The organism is Paenibacillus sp. FSL R7-0198 (assembly GCF_038000415.1).
Taxonomy (GTDB): domain Bacteria; phylum Bacillota; class Bacilli; order Paenibacillales; family Paenibacillaceae; genus Paenibacillus.
Genome location: NZ_JBBOCB010000002.1, coordinates 58,117 through 79,514 on the forward strand (window position 1 = coordinate 58,117; position 21,398 = coordinate 79,514).

Sequence of the window (21,398 nt, forward strand, 5' to 3'; positions counted from 1 at the left end):
GAGCATTGACAAATCGGAATGTCGGATGTAAAATTAAATTAGGAGAAAGAATTGTTCACCCTTTAAATTCGATAGAAATGTCAATTGCGCTATAGATTATATCATGGCTTTTTTTCACGTTCAATGCTTTTTTTTCGTTCTGTCTGAGTTGAACAATAATTTATATAAGGTGTCCCTCGAGCTACACTGGGGGCATCTTTTTTTGTGTCCTGGGCATGGTTCATACCCTGAATGCGCTGTAAGCTATACACCCCTTTATAAATTCGATAAAATGAACGAAACATGAAACATGAGTTGATGCTTTTGGGAGGGATACATAAATATGAATATAGAACCTGTGGAGGACCGTTGTCCTGTTGAGTTTGCAGTCAATATGATTGGTGGGAAATGGAAGCTATTAATTATAAATCGGCTCATCCGCCATTCAACAATTCGATTCAATGAATTACAGAAAATGCTTGACCCCATTACACATCGCACGTTAACCAGGCAATTACGAGAACTTGAAGAAGCTGGTTTGATAAACCGTGTTACCCACCCTGTAGTTCCGCCTAAAGTCGAATATTCCCTTACAGAAAAAGGACAAAGCCTGACTTCGATCTTGTTTCAGCTAGGTGATTGGGGATCGAAACATATGTAAAACGCCTTCCCATAGTATCCTAAGGGATACTCTATATCATTAATGTGCGTACTTACGCTCCTATTCTAAATTCGTTATGCTGAGGTCATTGCTGAGTGTTAACTCATTCATTCCAATCACATATTGAAAGGAAGTTATTGACCACTATGACACAGAATGATCGATTTTTAGTATATGGGGCATCGGGCTCCCAAGGCGGCGCTGTCGCTCAATTACTCGTTCAACACGGTTGTGAGGTTCGCACGATTACTCGAAATGAGGCAACAGCCAAAACACTAAAGGAACAAAACATTGAAGCTTTCATCGGGGATCTATCAGATGTGGAACAGCTCCATACCGCACATGAAGGTGTAAGTAAAGTATTCCTAAACCTACCGGTTGAGTTCAATCCGGATAAGATCAGACAATATACCAGAAATGCAATTGATGCTGCTATACAGGCAAACGTTAAATTGATTGTTGTTAACACGGGTACCTATGTTCCTGACCCTATCACCCATTCCAAAGGAATTGAATTGAAACGTGAAGTTATCCATGAATTGCAGCAAAGCGGTCTTCCATATATCATTGTGGAACCCATTGTATACTTGGAAAACTTCCTGATTCCCGGAATACTGAACAATGGCGTTTTGGCCTACCCGGTACCAGCAGACAAGCCGATCTCCTGGATTAGCTTAAACGATGCAGCTCAATTCCACTATTATGCCTTGACTCATTCGGAATTGGCAGGAAGCATTATCCCAGCACCCGGATTAGAAGCCCTGACAGGTGCACAATTAGCGGAACAATTTAGTGCTGTATTAGGTGAAAAGATCAGCTTCATGTCTCTACCTTTTGATCATTTTGAAACAGCGATTCAGCCTTTGTTGGGAAGTGAGACAGCAGCAGGTCTTAAAGGATTGTACCAATGGATTGATGGGCATACAGATCTTCTTCCACGGTATCAAGAGTTGGATGATAACATTAAAGCCAATCTTAAATTAACCAAAATAAGCGATTGGATTCATCAAACAATGAATAAATAATATTTTATGAACAAGCCCTTTGAATCTTCACTGGAGAAACGAGTGGCTTGTTCTTTTTATATGAGAACTTTAATAGCCTCAACTGATTCAGATTCAGAGATTATGATAGGAATAGGCAAAAGTTTGATAGAAATGTGGTACAGGTTGTTACATTTGTTATGACATAATAATGTGTAAATAGATCACCATACAGGTGGCAATAATAAACATTAGAAAGGATTTGAACATAACATGGAATATACGAAACTTGGTAATACAGGCTTGGACGTATCTCGATTTTGCCTGGGATGTATGGGATTTGGGGACGCCAGTAAATGGGTTCATGAATGGGTACTGAATGAAGAAAATTCTCGCCCCGTGATCAAAAAAGCACTGGATCTAGGCATTAATTTCTTCGATACAGCTAATGTATACTCTCTGGGTACAAGCGAGGAATACCTTGGTCGGGCATTAAAGGATTATGCCAATCGGGATGAGGTTGTCATTGCTACCAAAGTACACGGACAAATGCATAAAGGACCCAACGGTTCTGGCCTTTCCAGAAAAGCCATCCTGAGTGAGATTGATAAAAGCCTGAAACGATTGGAAACCGATTATGTGGATCTCTATATCATTCATCGTTGGGACTACAATACGCCTATTGAAGAAACCATGGAAGCCTTATATGATGTGGTGAAGTCCGGTAAAGTGAGATATATTGGCGCTTCAGCCATGTTTGCATGGCAGTTCCAAAAAGCATTACATGTAGCAGAGAAAAATGGTTGGACCAAGTTTGTCTCCATGCAAAACCACCTGAATCTCATCTACCGTGAAGAAGAAAGAGAAATGCTGCCTTTATGCAAGGAAGAAAAGATTGGTGTGACTCCCTACAGTCCTCTTGCTTCAGGCAGGTTAACCCGTGACTGGTCCGTATCGACACTCCGATCCGAGACAGACAAAATTCAGAAATCCAAGTACAATGCGACCAGCGATGCGGATCAGCTTGTTGTTGAACGAGTTGCATCCATTGCAGAAAAATACGGTGTCCCTCGCACACACATTGCACTTGCCTGGTTGCTACAAAAAGACACTGTAGCGGCTCCAATTATTGGTGCCACCAAAATATCGCATCTGGAAGATGCGGTAGGTGCTCTTTCCGTTAAGTTGACCTCAGAAGACGTCTCATTCCTTGAAGAGCCCTATGTGCCTCACCCTGTTGTAGGTGCTCAATAATCGCTTTTGCTTACAATGTAGAAGACCCCCCTTTCCGTACTCGGAAGTTGGGGGTCTTCTTTTTTTATCACGATTTATTTACGCCAGAAAGTTGAACATTCTGCCTTATCCGCTATATTGAACTCAATCATTCTCTCAAGTAACGAAAAATCAATCTCCTGTTTCCACTTCATCCGCACCAACTCTTTGGTGTGATCATACCCCGCCTGAGTGATCTCTTCCGAAAAACGATTAATTCCTGCCTTCTCGGGAGCAACAGCCAAATGTTGCTTGGATACACTAAAACCAATGATAAAGGTATCATGGTCGGTAAACATCGGTTGGTTCCAGGCTATTTTTTGTTTTAAATTCGGGAATTTTTCAGTGACCCAGTTCAAAACTTCTTCCGTTCGTGCCTGGTGTTCCGGATTATCGATGCGTGCTATAAATTCTGCAAAGGTCTCCATTGGTTCCCCCTATATTATGAAATATACTATTTAATTTTCCCCATTCAAACTCATTCTATCATGAATATCAAATTCCAAACCCTTATCTGCCAATAACTCAACAAAAAATGAGCAGCCTGCTAGACTTTAAATGTTTTCTTTTATCCAAGATCGCAACTTATCCGCATAGAGAGCCCGTTCATCTGGATCGGACGGAGAACCATTTGACAGATACAGTTGATCATTCACGTATCTAGGGTAAACATGCAGATGATAATGCCACACGTCTTGATTACCAGCAGGTTCATTATGTTGCCGTGTAGAAATCCCATCACATCCATATGTACTTTTCATTGCAAATGCAGTAAGCTGAGCCGCACGGTGTATTTCAACAGCGTAATCCGCAGGGAGTTCAAAGATGTTCTCGAAATGTTGATTCGGAATAATAAGAACATGTCCTTTATTGTTTGGCCACCATTTGCCTGCTATAAATGCCGTTACCTTTTCATTCTGATAGATGATATCCCTTTGCTTTGTTCCCTGATCAGGTCGCTCGATACCCCAAATACGACAAAATGGACATTCATACCCTTCGGGCTGATGTGAAAATGATGCTGCCATCTCTCTCATTCCACTCCTTCATATTTTTCTAACTAGTTATTAGACGCAGGTATCTTCTGTTCGTTGCGACAAGAGCGCGGGTAGTAGAACGAATCAGCAATTAACAAACTGATAAGCAAAAAGCAGCTGACCTTGGCGGTAGCTGCTTTCTTCTATCTTTAACTATCAATATTACACACTTAGATTGTGCTGTTATCAATAACAAAGCGATATTTCACGTCGGAAGCCAATACACGTTTGTATGCTTCGTCAATCTGATCGGCGGAGATGACCTCAATATTAGGTACAATATCATGTTCTGCACAAAAATCGAGCATTTCCTGCGTCTCACGAATGCCACCAATCATGGAACCAGCGAATGAACGGCGATGACCGATAAGAGAAAAAACGTTAACAGCTAAAGGTTCTGCAGGAGCACCTACGTTCACAAGTGTACCGTCCAGCGTGAGCAGTGAGAAATAAGCGTTAATATCAATATTCGCACTTACTGTGTTAATCATCAGATCGAAGGTGCCTGCAAGTTTCTCGAATGTTTCCGGTTCGCTTGTGGCAAAGTAGTGATCTGCACCAAATTGCAGTCCATCTTCTTTTTTGCTTAAGGATTGGGAGAGAACCGTTACTTCGGCACCCATCGCATGTGCAATTTTGACAGCCATATGACCAAGACCACCCATACCTACAACGGCAACCTTCTTACCTGGGCCAGCTCCCCAGTGATGAAGTGGTGAATACGTCGTAATACCGGCACACAGCAAAGGTGCAGCAGCATCAAGTGCAATGTTATCAGGGATGCGAACGACGAAATCCTCTACGACAACAATATGAGTTGAATATCCACCTTGCGTAGGCTCACCGTATTTGTCTACTCCAGCGTAAGTTTGAATATTTCCTTTGAGACAGTATTGTTCTTCACCTTTGCGACAGTTAACACATTCACCACAAGAGTCCACCATACATCCGACCCCTACTCGGTCACCGACCTTGTATTTGGATACTCTGGTTCCTACATCCGTTACAATCCCGGCAATTTCGTGTCCAGGAACGAGTGGATAATTCACAGGTCCCCATTCACCGTGGGCAGTATGGATGTCAGAATGGCAAATACCTGCATATTTAATCTCGATTAATACATCATTGGTATCCAGATCACGTCGTTTAATTTCAGCACTTCTGAATTGTTGGTCTGGTCCGTCAACGGCTCTGGCTTTAGCTATAATCAATGGTATAACCTCCTCGTAATTTAAAGTTCAAAATAATCTTACCCCCTCTAGTTAACTCTAGGTCAAATGTTTATCTTATTTTTTTATCTCCAACGTACTTTGACATCCAGTAATCCAACATGTTAGAATTCACTCGGATCAATCCTAGAGTTAACTCGAAGTCTACCCATAGTAGAAAGGAATTCATTCTAAATGACCTATTCAATCGGTGAAGTTGCCAAAAAATTAGACCTTACGGTATATACATTGCGTTACTACGACAAGGAAGGACTCATGCCTTTTGTGGAACGTACCACGAGCGGAACACGTTTGTTCAAAGACTCCGACATTGACTTTCTAAAGATCATCCAATGTCTGAAGCTGACCGGGATGCCTATTAAAGACATTAAGGACTTCATTGAATGGTGCTCTGAAGGGGACTCCTCGCTGAAGCAAAGATATGACATGTTTACGGAGCGAAAAGCTATTGTGGAAGCACAAATGGAGGAACTAAGAAAGACCATGGAAGTCATCGAGCACAAACGCTCCTACTACGAAACAGCTTTGGAGGCTGGAACCGAAGAGATTCATAAAATTAAACCGATGGAAAATGCCATCACCAATTAATGGTTCATGCTTTCTACTCTAAAAATTTTGCGAATACAAAAAGTAGCTTGAAGTCCTCTAACGGATTTCAAGCTACTTTTTTGGATATGTCTCCACTCATTATTTTTCCAAAAGTTTCATCGTTACATTGATAATACGGTTTAGTTTTTCTTTATCCGTCGAGGTTCTTGCCATGGCTCTGATACCGACAGAAATATTGTGCAGGTACTCTGCCATTTCCTTCGCATCATGATCAGAAGAGAATTCTCCCTCCCGCTGCCCCCATTGAATAATCTGCTCGAACATTCGCTCAGCTTCGTTAAACGATTCAAGAGATCGGTTGTCCACTTCCTGATCACGTGTGCCTAGCTCCACAGCCGAGTTCACGATCAAACAACCGGATGGTGTCTCTTCTGCTTCACTGATCATAACATCAAAAATTTTATGCAGTGCTTCCACTGCCGTCTTGGATGCCTTGATTTCTGCAAGTAATGTGGTGCTGACCTTACCTCTGTAACGATCCATTGCCTGCAAAAACAGCGAATGTTTGTCGTCAAATGTATCATATATACTTCTGCGATGAATTCCCATATGCTCAACCAGGTCACTCATCGACGTTTTCTCGTAACCTTGTTCCCAGAAGATCTTCATTGCTTTATCCAATACTTCATTCACTTCAAACTCTTTACTTCTAGCCATTCGACTTCCCTCCCAAAATCAATCTAACACATCGGGAACGATCAGTAAATAAAAGATGCAGATACCCTTTTCATTCTCATCTTATCATGTATTAGCTGAACCGTAAGTGTATATCTTCTGTACTTGTTGTATATCATGACCTGTGTACTTGTGATTATGTAACCAGCAATCAGAATGTCTTATCCATTCACATCAAATGTTTGCCTATTCCTATCCGTTTTCTACCGCCTTCGGTCAATATACGATAGAATGTGATTATTATGTTGTGAGGAAAAAAGGAGAACTTTGCATGTCTGATCAAATACACGAACAACAAAACGAATTAGCCACACTCATTGACCGTTATTCCAACAAGGATGGGGTGCACCCGACGGCAATCCCTTCATTATCTCTAATCCGTGAATCGGTCGTTACTGAACCTATATTTAGAGTGAATGAACCATCCTTCTGCATTATCGTTCAGGGTGAGAAAGAGGTCCTGCTGGGACAGGATTGTTTCCGGTATGGTCCAGGAAGTTATATCGTGGCAACCGTTGACTTGCCGGTTAGTGGACAAGTGATTCAAGCCTCGTCTGAGGCTCCCTATCTGGCCCTGAAACTTGAATTCACATCCAGTGAGATTCTGGAGGTATTGAACCATTCCGATTTCCCAGCAAGACCGCGGAAAACGACGAGACGTGCGATGTTTGTCAGCCAAGCCAAGCCATCTCTGCTGGATGCAGTCGTCAGGTTAGCCCGTTTGTTGGAAGATCATTCGGAAGATATCCCACTACTCGCTCCTTTGTTCAAAAAAGAAATTCTCTATAAAGTTCTGAAAGGCCCACATGGGACTGCCCTGGAACAAGCTACCATGGAGGGCAGCCATACCTATCGAATCAGAGACGTTATTGAATATATTATGAATCACTCTGAGCAAAATTTTCGGGTCGAGGATCTGGCGGATTTGGCGAATATGAGTACTGCTTCGCTGCACAGACACTTTAAAGAAGTGACTGCCATGAGCCCGATTCAGTTTCAAAAACAACTGAGGCTACAAGAAGCTCGCCGCTTGTTATTATCCAAATCCACCGATGCAGCAGATGTAGCATTTCAGGTAGGTTACGAGAGCCCTTCCCAATTCAGCCGTGAATATTCTCGCATGTTCGGATTTCCGCCCAGAGAAGATATTAAACGCTTGAGAGGCAGAGCCGATGAAACGACTACACTCTATTGATGAAGACTGGCTATTATGTTTCTTTACCTTGTCTAGTTTAACCCAAAAAAGGACTCCTTCTGTTTTGTCAGAGGAGTCCTTTCTTATTCATGTATTAATGAAGATCATTAGATGATTAACATTAAATCATTAGTACATTAAAAGCCAGTTGTATATTGTTTTGGAACGTCCGTTGCCTTACGCAAAGCAGACGCTGCTTCCAAGGCCCAGTAAGGATTTCTTAACAGACCTCTGCCAACTGCAACGAGATCAGCTTCTTCATTGCCGATGACTGCATTCGCCAACGTAGGATCATCGAGTCTTCCAACAGCAATCACGGGCACATCAAGAGCCTCTTTGATTGCTTTAGCGAGAGGTACTTGATAAGCCGCGTGAGTTCCTGGTCTGCCCCATGCAGCGATAGGTCCCTCGCCACCAGATGAGATGTCAAATACGTCAACGCCTGCCTCTTGATATGCCTTGGCAAACTCGGAACTTTCGTTAATGCCATAGCCACCTTCTACATATTCTTTGGCTGAAATACGCATCATCAAGGGCATATCCTCGGGCATCTCTGCCTTCGCAGCCTGAATAATCTCCCGGCCGAATAAAGTTAAATCTTGACCATATTCATCTGCTCGCTTGTTCGTTAGTGGAGAATGGAATTGATGAATTAAGTAACCATGTGCACCATGAATCTCAATTGTATCAAATCCGGCTTTAACAGCACGAGCTACAGCACTCCGGAATTTTTCAACCATTCCTTTAACTTCATCCGTTGTGAGCGCTCTAGGTTGCTTGGAATTCTCATCAAAGGCGATCGCGGACGGAGCTACTGGAACTTCGGCATCTTCAGCTTTGCGGCCCGCATGAGCAATCTGGATCCCGACCTTGGCACCATAACTGTGACACGCATCGACGATCCGCTTCAGAGCTGGGATCTGTTCATCCGACCACAGTCCAAGATCATAATCTGAGATCCGGCCATCCGGCTCCACATCTGTCATTTCAATGATAATGAGACCTGTTCCTCCCACGGCACGACTAACGTAGTGCATATAATGCCAATCTGTTGCAATACCATCTTTTTGCTCAACTGAATATTGGCACATTGGAGCCATTACGACACGGTTTTTAAGCTCTAGACTTTTAAAAGAATATGGACTAAACAAATCTGTCATCAAAATAAAACTCCCCTTTTCATGAATCACGTATAATAAAATGCATGCGCAAGCATCGAAAAAATACCTGCAATTAATAATTCCGTATGATTTGGAACTCACATTTAACTTTTACTTCATCACATAAAGACATTCAAATCCATGCTTTCGCAAAATACGAACAGCCTTTTTGGATTGAAGCATACCAGGTGACATTATAATTACGTTATCTTCTCGAAGAAGGTATTTTTCCCATGTGAAAGCAAGACGCCCCAATGAGATGTTAATCGTATCCGGAGTAGGATTAGCCATATAATCCGTCGCATCTCGAATATCAATCACTTTATACTGCCGAAAATCACGCTCTTGTCTGAGAAATGCTTGATAATCTATATATTCAAGATTGCGTACTGGCCAAAATTGACGTACAACGATGAAGATACCTAATATGAAGGTCAAAAGCATCAACATAATCATTGTATAGCCCTCTCTTAACTCATCAGATATCGTCTAAAATTTTGTTTTGCATCAAAGCCTAATCAATGCCTCAGATATTGTATCCTCACCAGCGATTAGATCAAATGAACGCTTGTAGGTATTCTTTTCACTCAAACTGGCCAAAATCACATGAGCTACATCTTCACGAGCAATGTTACCGGTTGTGATATTCTCGGCAGCAGAAACTTTACCTGTTCCTGGTTCATTCATTAGAATCCCTGGACGTATAATGGTATATGTTAATCCACTGATCTCTAACAATTTATCAGCATAGTGCTTCGCTGCATAATATGGAAGGGTGTTATCATGCCAGTTATCACGATTATTGGCTTGGATCGCACTCACCATGATAAATCGATCAATACCCGCTTTTTGAGCCGCTTCAATAGTTTTCCCGGCACCATCCAGATCAATGAGGAGTGTTTTATCATATCCCGTTGTACCGCCAGAGCCAGCTGCAAATACAATTGCGTCACAACCCGTTGCAGCAGCTACAAGTGAGTCAACCGTACCTTCCAAGTTGGCAAGCACCGTTTCCACACCCTGTGCTGCAAATGAATCTACCTGTTCTTGTTTTCGTACCATGGCAAGAACGGTGTGCTCTTCACTATTCTTCAAAAGATGAATAAGCTGTTGACCAATCTGTCCATTTGATCCAACGACGAATACCTTCATGTTCAATACCTCCTTTATACATAAATCACCGCATCCACATTAAATTCATGCGCATGCATTTAATTTAAAGGATATTTTAATGAGTGTCAAGTCTTCTTATAGGGTAAATGATTACATTACCCTATATTCACCCTAGCCTTAGAACAATTCTTTAGTGAGGTTCTCTAATCGAGTCTCAAATCCATCCTGTTCCAATTCAGTTTGCAAGACCTGATTAAACGTTTGAAGTGCTTTCTTGTATTTATTCTCTCCAAGCTCCGTAATACGAGTGTAAATGCCACGCCGGTCATCTTCACATGCATGTCTTTCCAGAGCCCCACAGTCTTTGGCTTCCATCCTAACGACGAGCCTGGATGTAGCACTTTGGCTCAACCCCACTAGTTCTTGAAGTTGCTGTAGGCGTAATTCCTTACCCTCCGCATTATATATGAAGTTTAACACATAAAATTCCTTCAAAGATAAGTCATATTGTTGAAGCAGAGCTTGTTCCAGCTTCTCGTTCAGATGGGTATGAATGTTAGAGAAAGCCAACCAAACATTCAAACGTTCACTCTTTTGCTGCAATCTAGATCACCCCACTTGATATTTAATGTTCATCAGCTGTTATCCTATTGTATCAAGCTTAATTACATTGGTCAAAATACATCCAATATCGACATATATAACATTCTAATCTCATAAGAAGAGCATTTCCCCGTCTTGTAACGACGTTTGGAAATGCTCCAGTATCACCATTTATGCAGTCTAATCTTACTTTGCGGTAAGCAGGCTATCGGAAATAAATTGCAGCTGACCTTCCAACGTTAACGGATCGTTGTACGAATCTGAAGTTGGGTCAAGCTGGAACACATGATTTGCCTTCACCGCAGGCAAGTTCTTCCATAATGTATTGTCATATACGATCTTGGGATCGGTTGTATCTCCCGACCACGGGCTTGTGAAGATGATATCCCCCGCATACTCCGGTAATAGTTCCATGGAGATTGAAGCCCATCCAGTTCCGCTGTCAATCGCTTCAGCTTGGGCCTTGGCTGGTGCCTTGAGACCAAACTCCCCGTAAATAATTTCACCGCCTCGACCATAGTTATGACCAAATACAAATAATCCTTTGGCGTACGGATTCAGGATGGAAACGGTGCGATCGCCTACAGCTTCCTGAACCTTGGGCTTCAGTTCGTTGATCTTCGCTTCCCATTTAGCATTCCAAGCTTTAGCTGCGTCTTCTCTATTGGTGAGCTTGCCCATTTCAAGCATCAGATCCTTGAAATTGCGCTTACCATATGCAATCTGTACAACAGGCGCAATCTGCTCCAGCTTGTCGATGCCCTCTGTTCCAGTGTACACGATAAATAAGTCCGGTTTTAAACTGATTAGTTTCTCTGGTGTAGGCTCTTGACCCAGATCACTGGTGCCCGCTGCTACAAGTTGATCCTTGATATATTTGTTGTTCATCGCTCCTGATAAAGCGCCGACTACTGGTGCATCCAGGGCAACAAAGTACCCTGTCGAAAATGATGTCAAATCAATAATGCGCTTAGGATTCTTCGGTACCTGTACTTCTCCTGCATCCGATTGATATGTAACAAGTTCCTCTTCGGCAGTTGCCGCTTTATCAGCTGAAGAAGCTGAATCCGAGTTCGTCTTGGTTTCTGTCTCCGCAGCTGTATTCGTGCTATCACCGGTTGTACTATCGGTCGTCGCAGACTGACCACATGCACTAAGTACAATCAGCAAGATAAGTGCCATCATGATCCATATTGATTTTATCTGTTTACGCAAAATAAACCCACCTTTTCGTTGATATTGATAATCGTTATCAACGATATCATGCTCTGCAGGATTTGACAAGCTATGTTTATTTCCCTCTCTCTATGAACTCTAACTTGCAAGTCACCAAGTTAAACAGCTATCATCAATAGAGTAGACAAGTCACTTTTATTAAAAAGAGAGATCATTGGAAAGCCAATGAAACGTATTCAAGGAGGACAACATGGAAGAGATTATATTGTGGTTAAAGTATTTATTTTTAGGTATTGTTCAAGGTGCAACGGAGCCGATTCCCGTCTCCTCGAGCGGTCATCTGATCATCGCCCAGAAACTAATGGGCATCAAGCAGAATGGATTGTCATTTGAGATTTTAACAAACACAGCATCACTTATCGCTATTATTTTTATTTTCAGGGAAGATATCAAAAAGTTGATTATTGGTGCATTGGGTTACCTGCGTACTCGTAAAGAAGAATATAGAGCTGACTTCATGTTTTGCTTATACATAATTATTGGTACGATCCCTGCTGCTGTCGTCGCAGTCCTGTTCAAAGACCGGATTGAAGAAATTTTCTCGTCCGTATATACCGTTTCCATCGCGTTATTAATCACCGGTGTTGCCTTGTGGCTTATTCGTAATCTTCGTGGGCGCAAGCAAGACGGTGATCTGTCTACGAAAGATGCACTGTTGGTAGGTCTGGCTCAGGCGGTCGCTCTTATTCCGGGCATTAGCCGCTCAGGGGCAACTGTAATTGCGTCCATCGCTGTTGGCATGAAACAGGAAACCGCTTTGAAGTTCTCCTTTATGCTGTACATTCCCATAAGTATCGGTGGACTCATTATGGGTGTATCCGACATTGCCAATGATCCGAATCGATCACAACTGGCTATTCCTTATCTGATCGCATTCATCACGACACTTTTTGTCACGTATTTCTCCATGAGATGGTTTATGGGCATTATGGCCAAAGGCAACCTGAAATACTTTTCGTATTACTGTTTTGCCGCAGGAACATTGTTGCTGATTTTCTTATAAAAAAAGTCCACACACCAAAAGGAACAACCAGCGATGGTTGTTCCTTTTGGTATATAGTGGCAGAGCCTTAATGACCTGTAGCAAGAGCCACACCGTCAGGCGCGTAGCCTTGGTACTTCTGTTAACCAGCTCCGTAGCCGCGAACATGACACTGAACAGAATCAGCAGAATCAGGGGTACCATTGACATTCCCCATTCGCTTGCAATGAGCCCCATACCTAACGGGATGAGTGTTGAACCTGTGTAGGCACTGGCCATTTCAAGTCCAATTACACTTGGGGATGCCTTCTCACCGAAGCGTTCCGGTGTCGCATGAACAATACTCGGATAGATCGGTGCTCCACCCAATCCCACGATAAATAAAGCACCTGCGGCAACCCAGTACGGTACCGGCATAACCAGGATAACCAATCCGAAGCATCCAATGATTCCACCATATCTGATGAGATTTTTGCTGGATACATGAGTCGAAAGAAAACCTGAGATTACACGGCCCAAGATAATGCCAATGAAAAATAGAGAGGAAAGTGCTGCGGCAGTACCTGGAGAAACTCCTTTGCTAACAATGAAAAAAGAAGCCATCCACAGACCGGCAGCAGTTTCGGAACCATTGTAACAGAGCATCGCAAGCATCGACATTTTCACGCCGGGGATACGTATGGCCTCACGGTTGCTTACGCGTTTCTTCTCATCGCCTGACCCCTCTACTCTTACCTTCTCAAAAATCTTCCATAGAGACAACGTTGATAATAAGATCACCACGATCCCAAACAAAATCAACCCCACAGTAACGTATCCTGCACGCCAGTTGTTTGCTTGATTCAGCCAATATGCCATAACGAGTGGGCCTGTCACTGCACCAATCCCCCAGAAACAATGCAACCAGTTCATATGCTTGGCTTTGAAATGTAATGCTACATAATTACTTAGTGCCGCATCCACCGAACCTGCACCCAGACCGAGAGGGATCGCCAGAACCAGTAAAAACACAAAATTCTCAGAGAATGAGAATCCCAACAGCGCGATCGTTGTTGAGAGAATACTGAATAATGTGACTTTACCCGTTCCGAACCGGTGCAACAATCGACTCGCGGACAGACTGGACACTACTGTACTAAATGAAATGATTAGCGATATGTAACCAGCCATTTCTGTTGTCGCATGTATATCGTTTTTCATAACGGACCAGGCACTGCCAAGTAAAGCATCAGGTAATCCCAGCCCTATAAATGCGAGATAAATAATGATTAACAATAACGTGACCATCTGGGTGTCTCTCCTCAGTTTATTTAATTAATTTCTGATTCTCGTCGAACCACCCATATAATAATATTGATATCTCTATCTGTAATCTTCCTATATTTTGACTCCTTATATCAGTATTCTGATATATTCTGGCGACTTATAACCTATATCACTGGTTCAGGATAGGTATTTCTCCAAGCAAATTCTTCAAGTTAATGGCATCCCACGGTATATGCTCAGTTATCCCTAATCCAACTACATCTGTTTCTTCAGACAGTTCTCTGATCAGATGAAGCAAGTGAGGTAATTGCATGGTTCCCGCTGGTGAAAACACATAAGGTTCCCCTGGTTTGGCGAATAACAATGAACGGAACATGTTGGGATCAAGCACATCCAGATCAAGGTGAATTGCCAGATGTTTGAACCCAGTCTCTTTAATCCACTTCTTAATCGAATCCCTGCCATGGGTTAATTCTTCAGTTCCAGCCGTTCGGATACCCAATCTTTGAATCACTTCGGTTTCCTGTTCCGTGGGGGCTGTCAACCCGGCCATGAAGACATGTTCAGGCTTCAAGGGGACACTCACATGTTTGGTAAACTCCGGATCACCTTCCCCAAGAAGGTTCCCAAGCGGTAAAGTATGACCGTTGTCATAACCCTCGTATCTAACCAGATCACCATGTGCATCAATCCATATCAAACCAAGTTCTCCGCCATATCGTTCATTTAAATAAGCAAACGGGGCTTGTTCAACCAAACAGTCACCGCCAAACATGACAATGCGATCGGGCTGGTGAGCTTGAATAATATGCTGGGCAGCCTGCAATTGCTGAAGTAGCTGTGCTCTGCCTTTTATCCCGTTCTCGCTTACCAGAGATGTTCCATCATAAGCCTCAACAGGAACATGAATGAGAGGTTGATCATTGTCAGGTGCGAGCCATGCAAGCAGCTCCGCTCCAAAAGAGTAGTTAGGATTATCTCCACCTTGCCATTGTGGCATAAGTAAACGTATTGTTTTTTGAGTCATCGTAAATCCCCTTTACTTCAAAGTAAGGTTAGTATAAACTGAGCCCAAACAAATAAATAGTACGGTCTTTTAGGATAGGTACTACCCGGAAGGATAGTGTGAATGATGAGTATGGCTGAATACCACGGTAAAGTTAAAAATATTCAAGATACCCCTTTTGGATACACGTTGTCCGTTATTGGTGGCAAATGGAAAATGGTGATTATGTATCTTCTGGCTGATAACCAGCCTGTCCGCTTCAATGAACTTAAAAGACAGATCGGCGCCATCACGTATAAAACGCTGAGTTCACAGCTCAAAGAATTGGAAGCAGATGGTATGGTGCAGCGGAAAGAATATCCCCAAGTCCCTCCTAAAGTCGAGTACCGTCTGACAGCCAAAGCTGAAACGTTATTGCCCGTTTTGGAAGGACTATGCGAATGGGGTGTCCAACATCAGGAACCTTCGATCAATAATAGCGCAACGGATTGAACGCTTTTGTCTGTATTTTAGATGAGATAATTGGAGTATATGGAGTATGTTAAAAGTAAAAAAGTCGCCAATCGGCGACTTTTTTACTTTTATCTTGTGTTCCTCTGTCCGTTCAGCAAATAAAAGCTGTAATTCGTAGAATTATACTTTTTCGTGTACCAGATCTTTCTGGTAGGCCAACACTCTGTCCCAATTGCCACTGAAAACAGGAATTCGATAATACCCTACACGCTCATACAGCGCTGCAGCTTCTGGTTGCAAGGGACCTGTTTGCAGTTTCAGATTGGTATAACCAAGTTCGTTTGCAAGACGCTCTGCCTCGGCCAATATAGCCTGGGCAATCCCTTTACGGCGGTAACCACTGCGTGTATACATGCGTTTAACTTCTACAGATGTTTCATCAAGGGGTCTAAGTGCTCCGCAACCAACCGGATACCCGTCGATCCTGGCAACGATAAAGGCCGCACGTGGCACCTCAACGTCTGACAGTTGAAATCCCGCCGTTCCATCACCGCCATATAACAAACCGAGTTCTTCACTCAGTTCCTTGATCAATAACAGCGAATCTTCGCTCCGAATATCTTCAGCTGCTGCATGCACGATATGTGTCATCCCACATACCCCCTTTATCTTATTGGACTTATTGGTTTTAATGATATATCTAAATTATCATTCCCAACAGCAAGCGTCAATTCCCCAATTCATTGAATATTTCTATAAGTACACCCTATAAATACCCGAACGTATCTTATTGCCGTCTTTATTCGTTTACATAAGAAATATAACAAGCAACGATGTATATGAATTTCAACTCTCGGAGGTCTGATATTATGGAAATTTCAAAGGGAATAACGATGCTTCAGCTTAATTTCGAGGGGAATATAACTCACCCTGTTCTGATATGGGATGAAGAAATGGTTGTGTTAATTGATACCGGATTCCCTGGACAATATGACGATTTGCGTATCGCACTCGAAAAGATTGGTGTGCCGATCAGCCGACTTAAAGCAGTGATTTTGACGCATCAGGATGTGGACCATATCGGGTGTCTTCCCGAGATTTTGCAGGAGTGTGGCTCACAAGTCAAGATATATGCGCATGCGCTGGATAAGCCATATATTGAGGGACAGCTCCCTCTTCTCAAAGACGGTCACCTTGAGCATCCTCCAATGGGCAAAGTAGATGAAACGGTAACTGATGGTCAGGTACTGCCGTTTTGCGGCGGAATTCGTGTTATTCATACACCTGGTCATACGCCAGGTCATATCAGTCTATATTTGATGGGCAGCAAGACGCTCTTCGCCGGAGATTCAATGTATAGTGTAGACGGCAGGCTTGGAGGCATTCATGAACCTACTACGCTGGATATCGAAATGGCTCGTTGCTCCTTGAAAAAGTATATGGAACTCGACATTTCATCTGTGATTTGTTACCACGGTGGACGAAGTGATATGAATGTAAATGAACAGATCTCAGAACTTACTCAAGGGTCATGAATAGTAAATTTGCTGATCCGCGAATGGTTACCGTCTAGAACCAGAAACCATTCTTAGTCTTAGCATAGTCTTCCTATTGTTTGGCATACTGCAAAATGGCTGTAGCCGCACGAATTCGCAGCTCTTCTTCTTCACTGTGTAACGCTTCTCTCAGCACCTGGAGAGCTGTCTGAACCGTGGCTTCATCTACCCCTGTTGAGAGAGAGTTCGTTGCTTCGGCTGTTATGCTGACTGCAAGACCTCGATCCAGCTGTGCTTGTGATATGGGATACTCAAATTTCGCAAGGATGGATGCGTCTTTCTGCAGTGCCTGCACTTTGTCATTCAGCTCAGTGAGAGGAATGCGCCCCAACCAGGTAACTCCGCGTCGGTGACAGATCAAGTCCTCTTCAGAACCAGCGGAATCGTCGTAATAATAATCCCCGATATCCCCCACATACGTCCATTCATCATCGCTAATTAAGACATAATCTCCATCCTGCATGAGGTTAGCAAACATATGTAGTGTCGCAAGTGTGTTCGCCATTTCAGCTTCATCCAAGCTATAGTGTAGCACCAACTGTTCCTTCCATAGCTCCGGGGGCGTATTCTCCAGATCCCCTGTAACTGACCAAGCGATACCAATATAATTTTCTTCCAAAAAGGACTTTACTCTGTTGATCCCATGCACAGTCGACTGGATATGATACAGGTTCATGCGTACCGCCTTCCTTTCAATCATTCGTATGAACGTAGTTCACCATTGTAACATTAGTGGGGTCTATTTCAAACGTAATGATCTCTTTCCCATATGGCGGGTTATGTGGACCGTAGAAAGTTCTGACTTCCAGAACGGTTCGAAAGTTATAACCACCTTGTGTGCGCCTTTTAAGTTCCAATACATGAATATCATATAGACCGTAGCTAGGGACAGGTTTATGATTTGCCTGATAATAGTTGGTAATCTCACGAGCAATGTAAGAGTTGAGCATCGTAAGTGCTAATGGCTTATAGTTTTCTTGTTGTACGCTCTCAGGATCTGCATATGTAACATCTGTGTATAGGGAAACACTATTTATCATTAATGTTATAGCTGAAAGTATTAAGAGAACAAATCGTTTTTGAATTACCATACTCATCCACCTTTTTTTACTTTCTATTATCCCGAGCGAATGCAAAAGCATACAAAATATGATTACGATCTATTATTTATCCTTAGCTGAGTTGGAAGGTTATTCTGTCATCGGAGTGGCAAGTGTAAATACTCGTTAATTCAACTTATGAAGCATACACCTTTGGATATAGCCTCAGGCTATAACTAGGTATAATTTAATGGAATTACATTATAACTCCGGATCTGTGATAAATTTTGTGTAACATAAAAGCAGAGGGGTTTTAAACGATGACAAAAAGCAGTGTATTGGGATATCCGCGTATTGGTGCTGATCGGGAATGGAAGAAAGCGTTGGAAGCGTTCTGGGCAGGTAAGCTGGAGGAAACAGAATTTCACGCACGTTTGCAGGAGATCCGTATCGATCATTTGCGCAAGCAACAAGCAAAAGGCATCGACATCATTCCGGTGAATGACTTTAGCTATTATGATCATATCCTGGATACGGCTGTGATGTTTGGCATTATCCCTAAACGATTTGCTTATGATGGTGGTTCCGTTCCGTTGTCCGTATATTATGGCATTGCACGAGGAACGAAAGATGCCGCAGCAAGTGAAATGACAAAATGGTTCAACACGAACTATCACTACATTGTACCTGAACTGGACGGGGCTTCCCCGAATCTGACGGAGAACAAACCACTTCTCGCTTATCGTGAAGCAAAAGAAAAACTCGGCATTGAAGGAAAACCGGTTATTGTTGGACCTTTGACCTTCCTGAAGCTCTCCAAGGGCTATGATAAATCCGAGACGGACGCTTGGTTGGACCGTTTGCTGCCACTGTACACTCAATTGCTTCAAGAACTTGCAAGCGAAGGCGTTCAGTGGGTGCAGATCGACGAACCTATTCTGGTAACCAAATTAAGCGATGAAGACGTACAGCGTCTGAATAAAATATATGAAACATTTGCAGCAGCTGTTCCAGGCTTGAATATCATGCTGCAAACGTACTTTGAATCTGTCGAAAACTACAGCGACATTGTGGCATTGCCAGTTCAAGGTGTAGGACTTGATTTTGTACACGGACTCTCTGGTAACACACAATCCATTCGGACATCCGGTTTCCCGGCAGACAAAGTGCTTGGTGCAGGTATTATTGATGGACGTGGGATCTGGAAAGCTTCCCTTCAAGCAAAACTGAACTTGCTGAATGAATTGACTGAGTTCGTGACACCTGAACGTATCATCGTGCAATCATCTTGCAGCCTGCTGCATGTGCCAGTTACAACAGAACGTGAGACAAAACTTACATCTGAACTGAAAAATGCTCTTGCATTTGCAGATGAAAAGCTGGATGAGATCGTTCTTTTGACTACAGCCTTATCTTCACCGAGTGCAGAGATTACCGCCAAAATAGACGAAGCTGAGCTTACCCTTCAGGCGCTTCAGCAATCCGAAGATCGGAACCGTACCGCTGTACAGAAAGCCGTTGCGTCCATCAGTGTTCAACAGCCAGAGCGATCCCGTCCTTTTGCAGAGCGTCATGAAGCCCAACAGGCCAAATGGCAATTGCCACTCTTCCCGACAACAACGATTGGTAGTTTCCCACAATCTGCTGAAGTCAGAAAAGCACGTCAGTTGTGGCGCAAGGGTGAGTTGAACAACGAACAGTATGCTGCCTTCATCCGGGATCAGATTGATATCTGGATCAAGATTCAAGAAGAGATCGGAATTGACGTACTGGTGCATGGTGAGTTTGAGCGTACCGACATGGTTGAATTCTTTGGCGAGAAACTTGCTGGTTTTGCCTTTACACAGTTCGGCTGGGTACAATCATATGGTTCCCGTTGCGTGAAGCCACCTATCATCTTCGGAGATGTTGCGTTTACTGGTGAAATGACGGTTGAAGAAACGAAATATGCCCAATCGCAGACTGAGCGTCCTGTCAAAGGCATGTTGACTGGCCCGATTACCATCATGAACTGGTCATTCGTACGCGAAGACATTGCTCGTGAGCAGATTGCCTATCAATTGGCGTATGCGTTGAGACAGGAAGTCGAAGCACTTGAACAGGCAGGCATTGGCATGATACAGGTTGACGAGCCGGCTGTTCGTGAAGGGCTTCCGTTGAAAGAAAATGAACAAGCTGATTACCTGGCTTGGGCAGTCAAAGCGTTCCGTATCTCCACGTGCACGGTGCATGAAACGACTCAAATTCATACGCATATGTGCTATTGCGAATTCCATGACATGATTGATTCCATTGAAGCTATGGATGCGGATGTTATCTCCATTGAGACATCCCGTAGTCACGGTGAACTGATTCATAGTTTTGAAGAAAATACGTATGAGCTCGGTATCGGTCTTGGCGTATATGACATCCATAGTCCACGTGTTCCGAGTGTAGATGAAATGAGCAGCATGATTGAACGTGCCCTGCGTGTTCTTGATCCGAAGCTGTTCTGGATTAACCCGGACTGCGGATTGAAAACCCGTGGACAAGAAGAAACGGTTGCTTCTCTGCGCAACATGGTTGATGCAACCAGAATCGCTCGTACCAATCACGCTTCAGCTGCTGTATTGTAATCGGCTGCGAAGCAGCATATCTTCAAAAGCAAAAGTAGCAAAGGCGGACACCCCTTCGTTAGATGGGTGTCCGCCTTTTTATGTTATATTTTTGTAGTTACTTTTAACATACATTCATCTACTCCAAATTTGGGCGATCTCGAGCGTTCCTGCCCCTTTTATCACCATCCAACGCTTACGACTAGATACTCTCTTCCAGCCATTGCTGCAATGGTGTATCTTCGGTCAGTTCACCGAGCAGTATGTGACGGAACTCCCCATCCCTATCAATGACCATTGTTGCGGGCAAACCTGTAATACGGTACATACCTGATATATTGCCCGTCACATCAATGATCACCGGAAAATCAAACGCCTGCTTATCCATAAACTCACGGATCGTGCCCTTCGATTCCCCCACGTTAACAAACAGGGTTTCCACGTCGTTCTGATAGTCCTGAGCGATCTGGTGAACGAGTGGCATCTCCCTTACACAGGGTGTGCACCATGAAGCCCAAAAGTTAATCATGACGGCTTTGCCACGATAATTCGACAGCCTGACTTGTTCGCCTGCTGAATTAACCGCTGTAAACTCAGGAGCCACGGCACCAGCTTCAATGGCGTTACCTCGCCGAGATTCGGGTGTCGATACATTTTCAAAAATGGCCCATGTACCTGCTAACAATGCGATCACACCAATCAAAATTGTAAGTGTACGTCTACTTTTAAAACTCTTTTTCTGCATTAAA

The 21,398-nt window shown here is 43.2% G+C and carries 24 protein-coding genes; 9 read left to right on the forward strand and 15 right to left on the reverse strand.

Annotation, left to right across the window (positions count from 1 at the left end):
• Window positions 1-322 precede the first annotated feature (322 nt).
• The 3 genes from MKY87_RS29800 (at window position 323) to MKY87_RS29810 (ending at window position 2,877) form a co-directional block, all read left to right on the forward strand.
• The gene (locus MKY87_RS29800) at window positions 323-640 is read left to right on the forward strand and encodes a winged helix-turn-helix transcriptional regulator (protein WP_017688544.1); all 318 of its coding nucleotides are present in this window, start codon (window positions 323-325) and stop codon (window positions 638-640) included.
• 146 nt (window positions 641-786) lie between these two features.
• Window positions 787-1,665 carry an SDR family oxidoreductase gene (locus MKY87_RS29805; protein ID WP_340967653.1) on the forward strand — a complete coding sequence of 293 codons (879 nt, stop codon included), beginning with the start codon at window positions 787-789 and terminating at the stop codon, window positions 1,663-1,665.
• 231 nt (window positions 1,666-1,896) lie between these two features.
• Window positions 1,897-2,877: an aldo/keto reductase gene (locus MKY87_RS29810; protein WP_340967654.1), complete on the forward strand. Its 981-nt coding sequence runs from the start codon at window positions 1,897-1,899 to the stop codon at window positions 2,875-2,877.
• A 74-nt stretch (window positions 2,878-2,951) separates the two neighbouring features.
• Here MKY87_RS29810 and MKY87_RS29815 read toward each other — a convergent pair whose 3' ends face one another.
• The 3 genes from MKY87_RS29815 to MKY87_RS29825 all read right to left on the reverse strand — a co-directional run bounded on the left by MKY87_RS29815 (window position 2,952) and on the right by MKY87_RS29825 (window position 5,143).
• Window positions 2,952-3,323, reverse strand: a complete 372-nt coding sequence (locus MKY87_RS29815; RefSeq protein ID WP_076317922.1) for an iron chaperone — start codon at window positions 3,321-3,323, stop codon at window positions 2,952-2,954.
• A 126-nt stretch (window positions 3,324-3,449) separates the two neighbouring features.
• Window positions 3,450-3,923 (reverse strand): HIT family protein, encoded by a 474-nt coding sequence (locus MKY87_RS29820; RefSeq protein ID WP_338594646.1) that lies wholly within the window; start codon window positions 3,921-3,923, stop codon window positions 3,450-3,452.
• Window positions 3,924-4,102: 179 nt separating this feature from the next.
• Window positions 4,103-5,143, reverse strand: a complete 1,041-nt coding sequence (locus MKY87_RS29825) for an NAD(P)-dependent alcohol dehydrogenase (protein ID WP_340967657.1) — start codon at window positions 5,141-5,143, stop codon at window positions 4,103-4,105.
• A 192-nt stretch (window positions 5,144-5,335) separates the two neighbouring features.
• Between MKY87_RS29825 and MKY87_RS29830 the strand changes: the two genes are divergently transcribed.
• Window positions 5,336-5,749, forward strand: a complete 414-nt coding sequence (locus MKY87_RS29830) for a MerR family transcriptional regulator (RefSeq protein WP_338594643.1) — start codon at window positions 5,336-5,338, stop codon at window positions 5,747-5,749.
• A gap of 99 nt (window positions 5,750-5,848) precedes the next feature.
• Here MKY87_RS29830 and MKY87_RS29835 read toward each other — a convergent pair whose 3' ends face one another.
• Window positions 5,849-6,427, reverse strand: a complete 579-nt coding sequence (locus MKY87_RS29835; RefSeq protein ID WP_340967660.1) for a TetR/AcrR family transcriptional regulator — start codon at window positions 6,425-6,427, stop codon at window positions 5,849-5,851.
• 289 nt (window positions 6,428-6,716) lie between these two features.
• Here MKY87_RS29835 and MKY87_RS29840 point away from each other — a divergent pair, with 289 nt between their 5' ends.
• Complete coding sequence (locus MKY87_RS29840; RefSeq protein WP_340967661.1) at window positions 6,717-7,640, forward strand: AraC family transcriptional regulator; 924 nt, start codon at window positions 6,717-6,719, stop codon at window positions 7,638-7,640.
• A gap of 137 nt (window positions 7,641-7,777) precedes the next feature.
• Here the strand turns inward: MKY87_RS29840 and MKY87_RS29845 are convergent, their stop codons facing one another.
• The 5 genes from MKY87_RS29845 to MKY87_RS29865 all read right to left on the reverse strand — a co-directional run bounded on the left by MKY87_RS29845 (window position 7,778) and on the right by MKY87_RS29865 (window position 11,731).
• The gene (locus MKY87_RS29845) at window positions 7,778-8,800 is read right to left on the reverse strand and encodes an NADH:flavin oxidoreductase/NADH oxidase (RefSeq protein ID WP_340967662.1); all 1,023 of its coding nucleotides are present in this window, start codon (window positions 8,798-8,800) and stop codon (window positions 7,778-7,780) included.
• A gap of 111 nt (window positions 8,801-8,911) precedes the next feature.
• On the reverse strand, window positions 8,912-9,256 hold the full coding sequence (locus tag MKY87_RS29850; RefSeq protein ID WP_339783956.1) for a rhodanese-like domain-containing protein: 345 nt from the start codon (window positions 9,254-9,256) through the stop codon (window positions 8,912-8,914).
• Window positions 9,257-9,307: 51 nt separating this feature from the next.
• A complete protein-coding gene (locus tag MKY87_RS29855; protein ID WP_340967663.1) occupies window positions 9,308-9,952 on the reverse strand; it encodes an SDR family oxidoreductase in 645 nt (214 codons plus the stop codon).
• A gap of 138 nt (window positions 9,953-10,090) precedes the next feature.
• Window positions 10,091-10,516: a MarR family winged helix-turn-helix transcriptional regulator gene (locus tag MKY87_RS29860; protein ID WP_017688556.1), complete on the reverse strand. Its 426-nt coding sequence runs from the start codon at window positions 10,514-10,516 to the stop codon at window positions 10,091-10,093.
• A gap of 186 nt (window positions 10,517-10,702) precedes the next feature.
• Window positions 10,703-11,731 carry an ABC transporter substrate-binding protein gene (locus MKY87_RS29865; protein WP_340967664.1) on the reverse strand — a complete coding sequence of 343 codons (1,029 nt, stop codon included), beginning with the start codon at window positions 11,729-11,731 and terminating at the stop codon, window positions 10,703-10,705.
• A 211-nt stretch (window positions 11,732-11,942) separates the two neighbouring features.
• Here MKY87_RS29865 and MKY87_RS29870 point away from each other — a divergent pair, with 211 nt between their 5' ends.
• Window positions 11,943-12,755, forward strand: coding sequence for an undecaprenyl-diphosphate phosphatase (locus MKY87_RS29870; protein ID WP_036608062.1), 813 nt, complete (start codon window positions 11,943-11,945; stop codon window positions 12,753-12,755).
• On the opposite strand, the gene MKY87_RS29875 is transcribed toward MKY87_RS29870, so the two are convergent.
• Together MKY87_RS29875 and MKY87_RS29880 are read right to left on the reverse strand one after the other, a co-directional pair.
• A complete protein-coding gene (locus tag MKY87_RS29875; RefSeq protein ID WP_340967665.1) occupies window positions 12,750-14,021 on the reverse strand; it encodes an MFS transporter in 1,272 nt (423 codons plus the stop codon). The genes MKY87_RS29870 and MKY87_RS29875 overlap by 6 nt on opposite strands.
• 148 nt (window positions 14,022-14,169) lie before the next feature.
• Entirely contained in the window at window positions 14,170-15,027 is an 858-nt protein-coding gene (locus tag MKY87_RS29880; RefSeq protein ID WP_340967666.1) for an arginase family protein, read from the reverse strand.
• 105 nt (window positions 15,028-15,132) lie between these two features.
• Here MKY87_RS29880 and MKY87_RS29885 point away from each other — a divergent pair, with 105 nt between their 5' ends.
• Window positions 15,133-15,498, forward strand: a complete 366-nt coding sequence (locus MKY87_RS29885; RefSeq protein WP_340967790.1) for a winged helix-turn-helix transcriptional regulator — start codon at window positions 15,133-15,135, stop codon at window positions 15,496-15,498.
• A gap of 141 nt (window positions 15,499-15,639) precedes the next feature.
• On the opposite strand, the gene MKY87_RS29890 is transcribed toward MKY87_RS29885, so the two are convergent.
• The gene (locus MKY87_RS29890; RefSeq protein ID WP_091016394.1) at window positions 15,640-16,110 is read right to left on the reverse strand and encodes a GNAT family N-acetyltransferase; all 471 of its coding nucleotides are present in this window, start codon (window positions 16,108-16,110) and stop codon (window positions 15,640-15,642) included.
• Between the two features lie 218 nt (window positions 16,111-16,328).
• Between MKY87_RS29890 and MKY87_RS29895 the strand changes: the two genes are divergently transcribed.
• Entirely contained in the window at window positions 16,329-16,994 is a 666-nt protein-coding gene (locus MKY87_RS29895) for an MBL fold metallo-hydrolase (RefSeq protein WP_340967667.1), read from the forward strand.
• 73 nt (window positions 16,995-17,067) lie between these two features.
• On the opposite strand, the gene MKY87_RS29900 is transcribed toward MKY87_RS29895, so the two are convergent.
• Window positions 17,068-17,691 carry a hypothetical protein gene (locus MKY87_RS29900; RefSeq protein ID WP_340967668.1) on the reverse strand — a complete coding sequence of 208 codons (624 nt, stop codon included), beginning with the start codon at window positions 17,689-17,691 and terminating at the stop codon, window positions 17,068-17,070.
• A 16-nt stretch (window positions 17,692-17,707) separates the two neighbouring features.
• Window positions 17,708-18,106, reverse strand: a complete 399-nt coding sequence (locus MKY87_RS29905; protein WP_340967670.1) for a DUF3888 domain-containing protein — start codon at window positions 18,104-18,106, stop codon at window positions 17,708-17,710.
• Window positions 18,107-18,375: 269 nt separating this feature from the next.
• Between MKY87_RS29905 and metE the strand changes: the two genes are divergently transcribed.
• Window positions 18,376-20,670, forward strand: coding sequence for a 5-methyltetrahydropteroyltriglutamate--homocysteine S-methyltransferase (gene metE / locus MKY87_RS29910; RefSeq protein WP_339783964.1), 2,295 nt, complete (start codon window positions 18,376-18,378; stop codon window positions 20,668-20,670).
• A gap of 181 nt (window positions 20,671-20,851) precedes the next feature.
• Here the strand turns inward: metE and MKY87_RS29915 are convergent, their stop codons facing one another.
• Window positions 20,852-21,394 carry a TlpA family protein disulfide reductase gene (locus MKY87_RS29915; protein WP_339783965.1) on the reverse strand — a complete coding sequence of 181 codons (543 nt, stop codon included), beginning with the start codon at window positions 21,392-21,394 and terminating at the stop codon, window positions 20,852-20,854.
• Window positions 21,395-21,398: the final 4 nt, after the last annotated feature.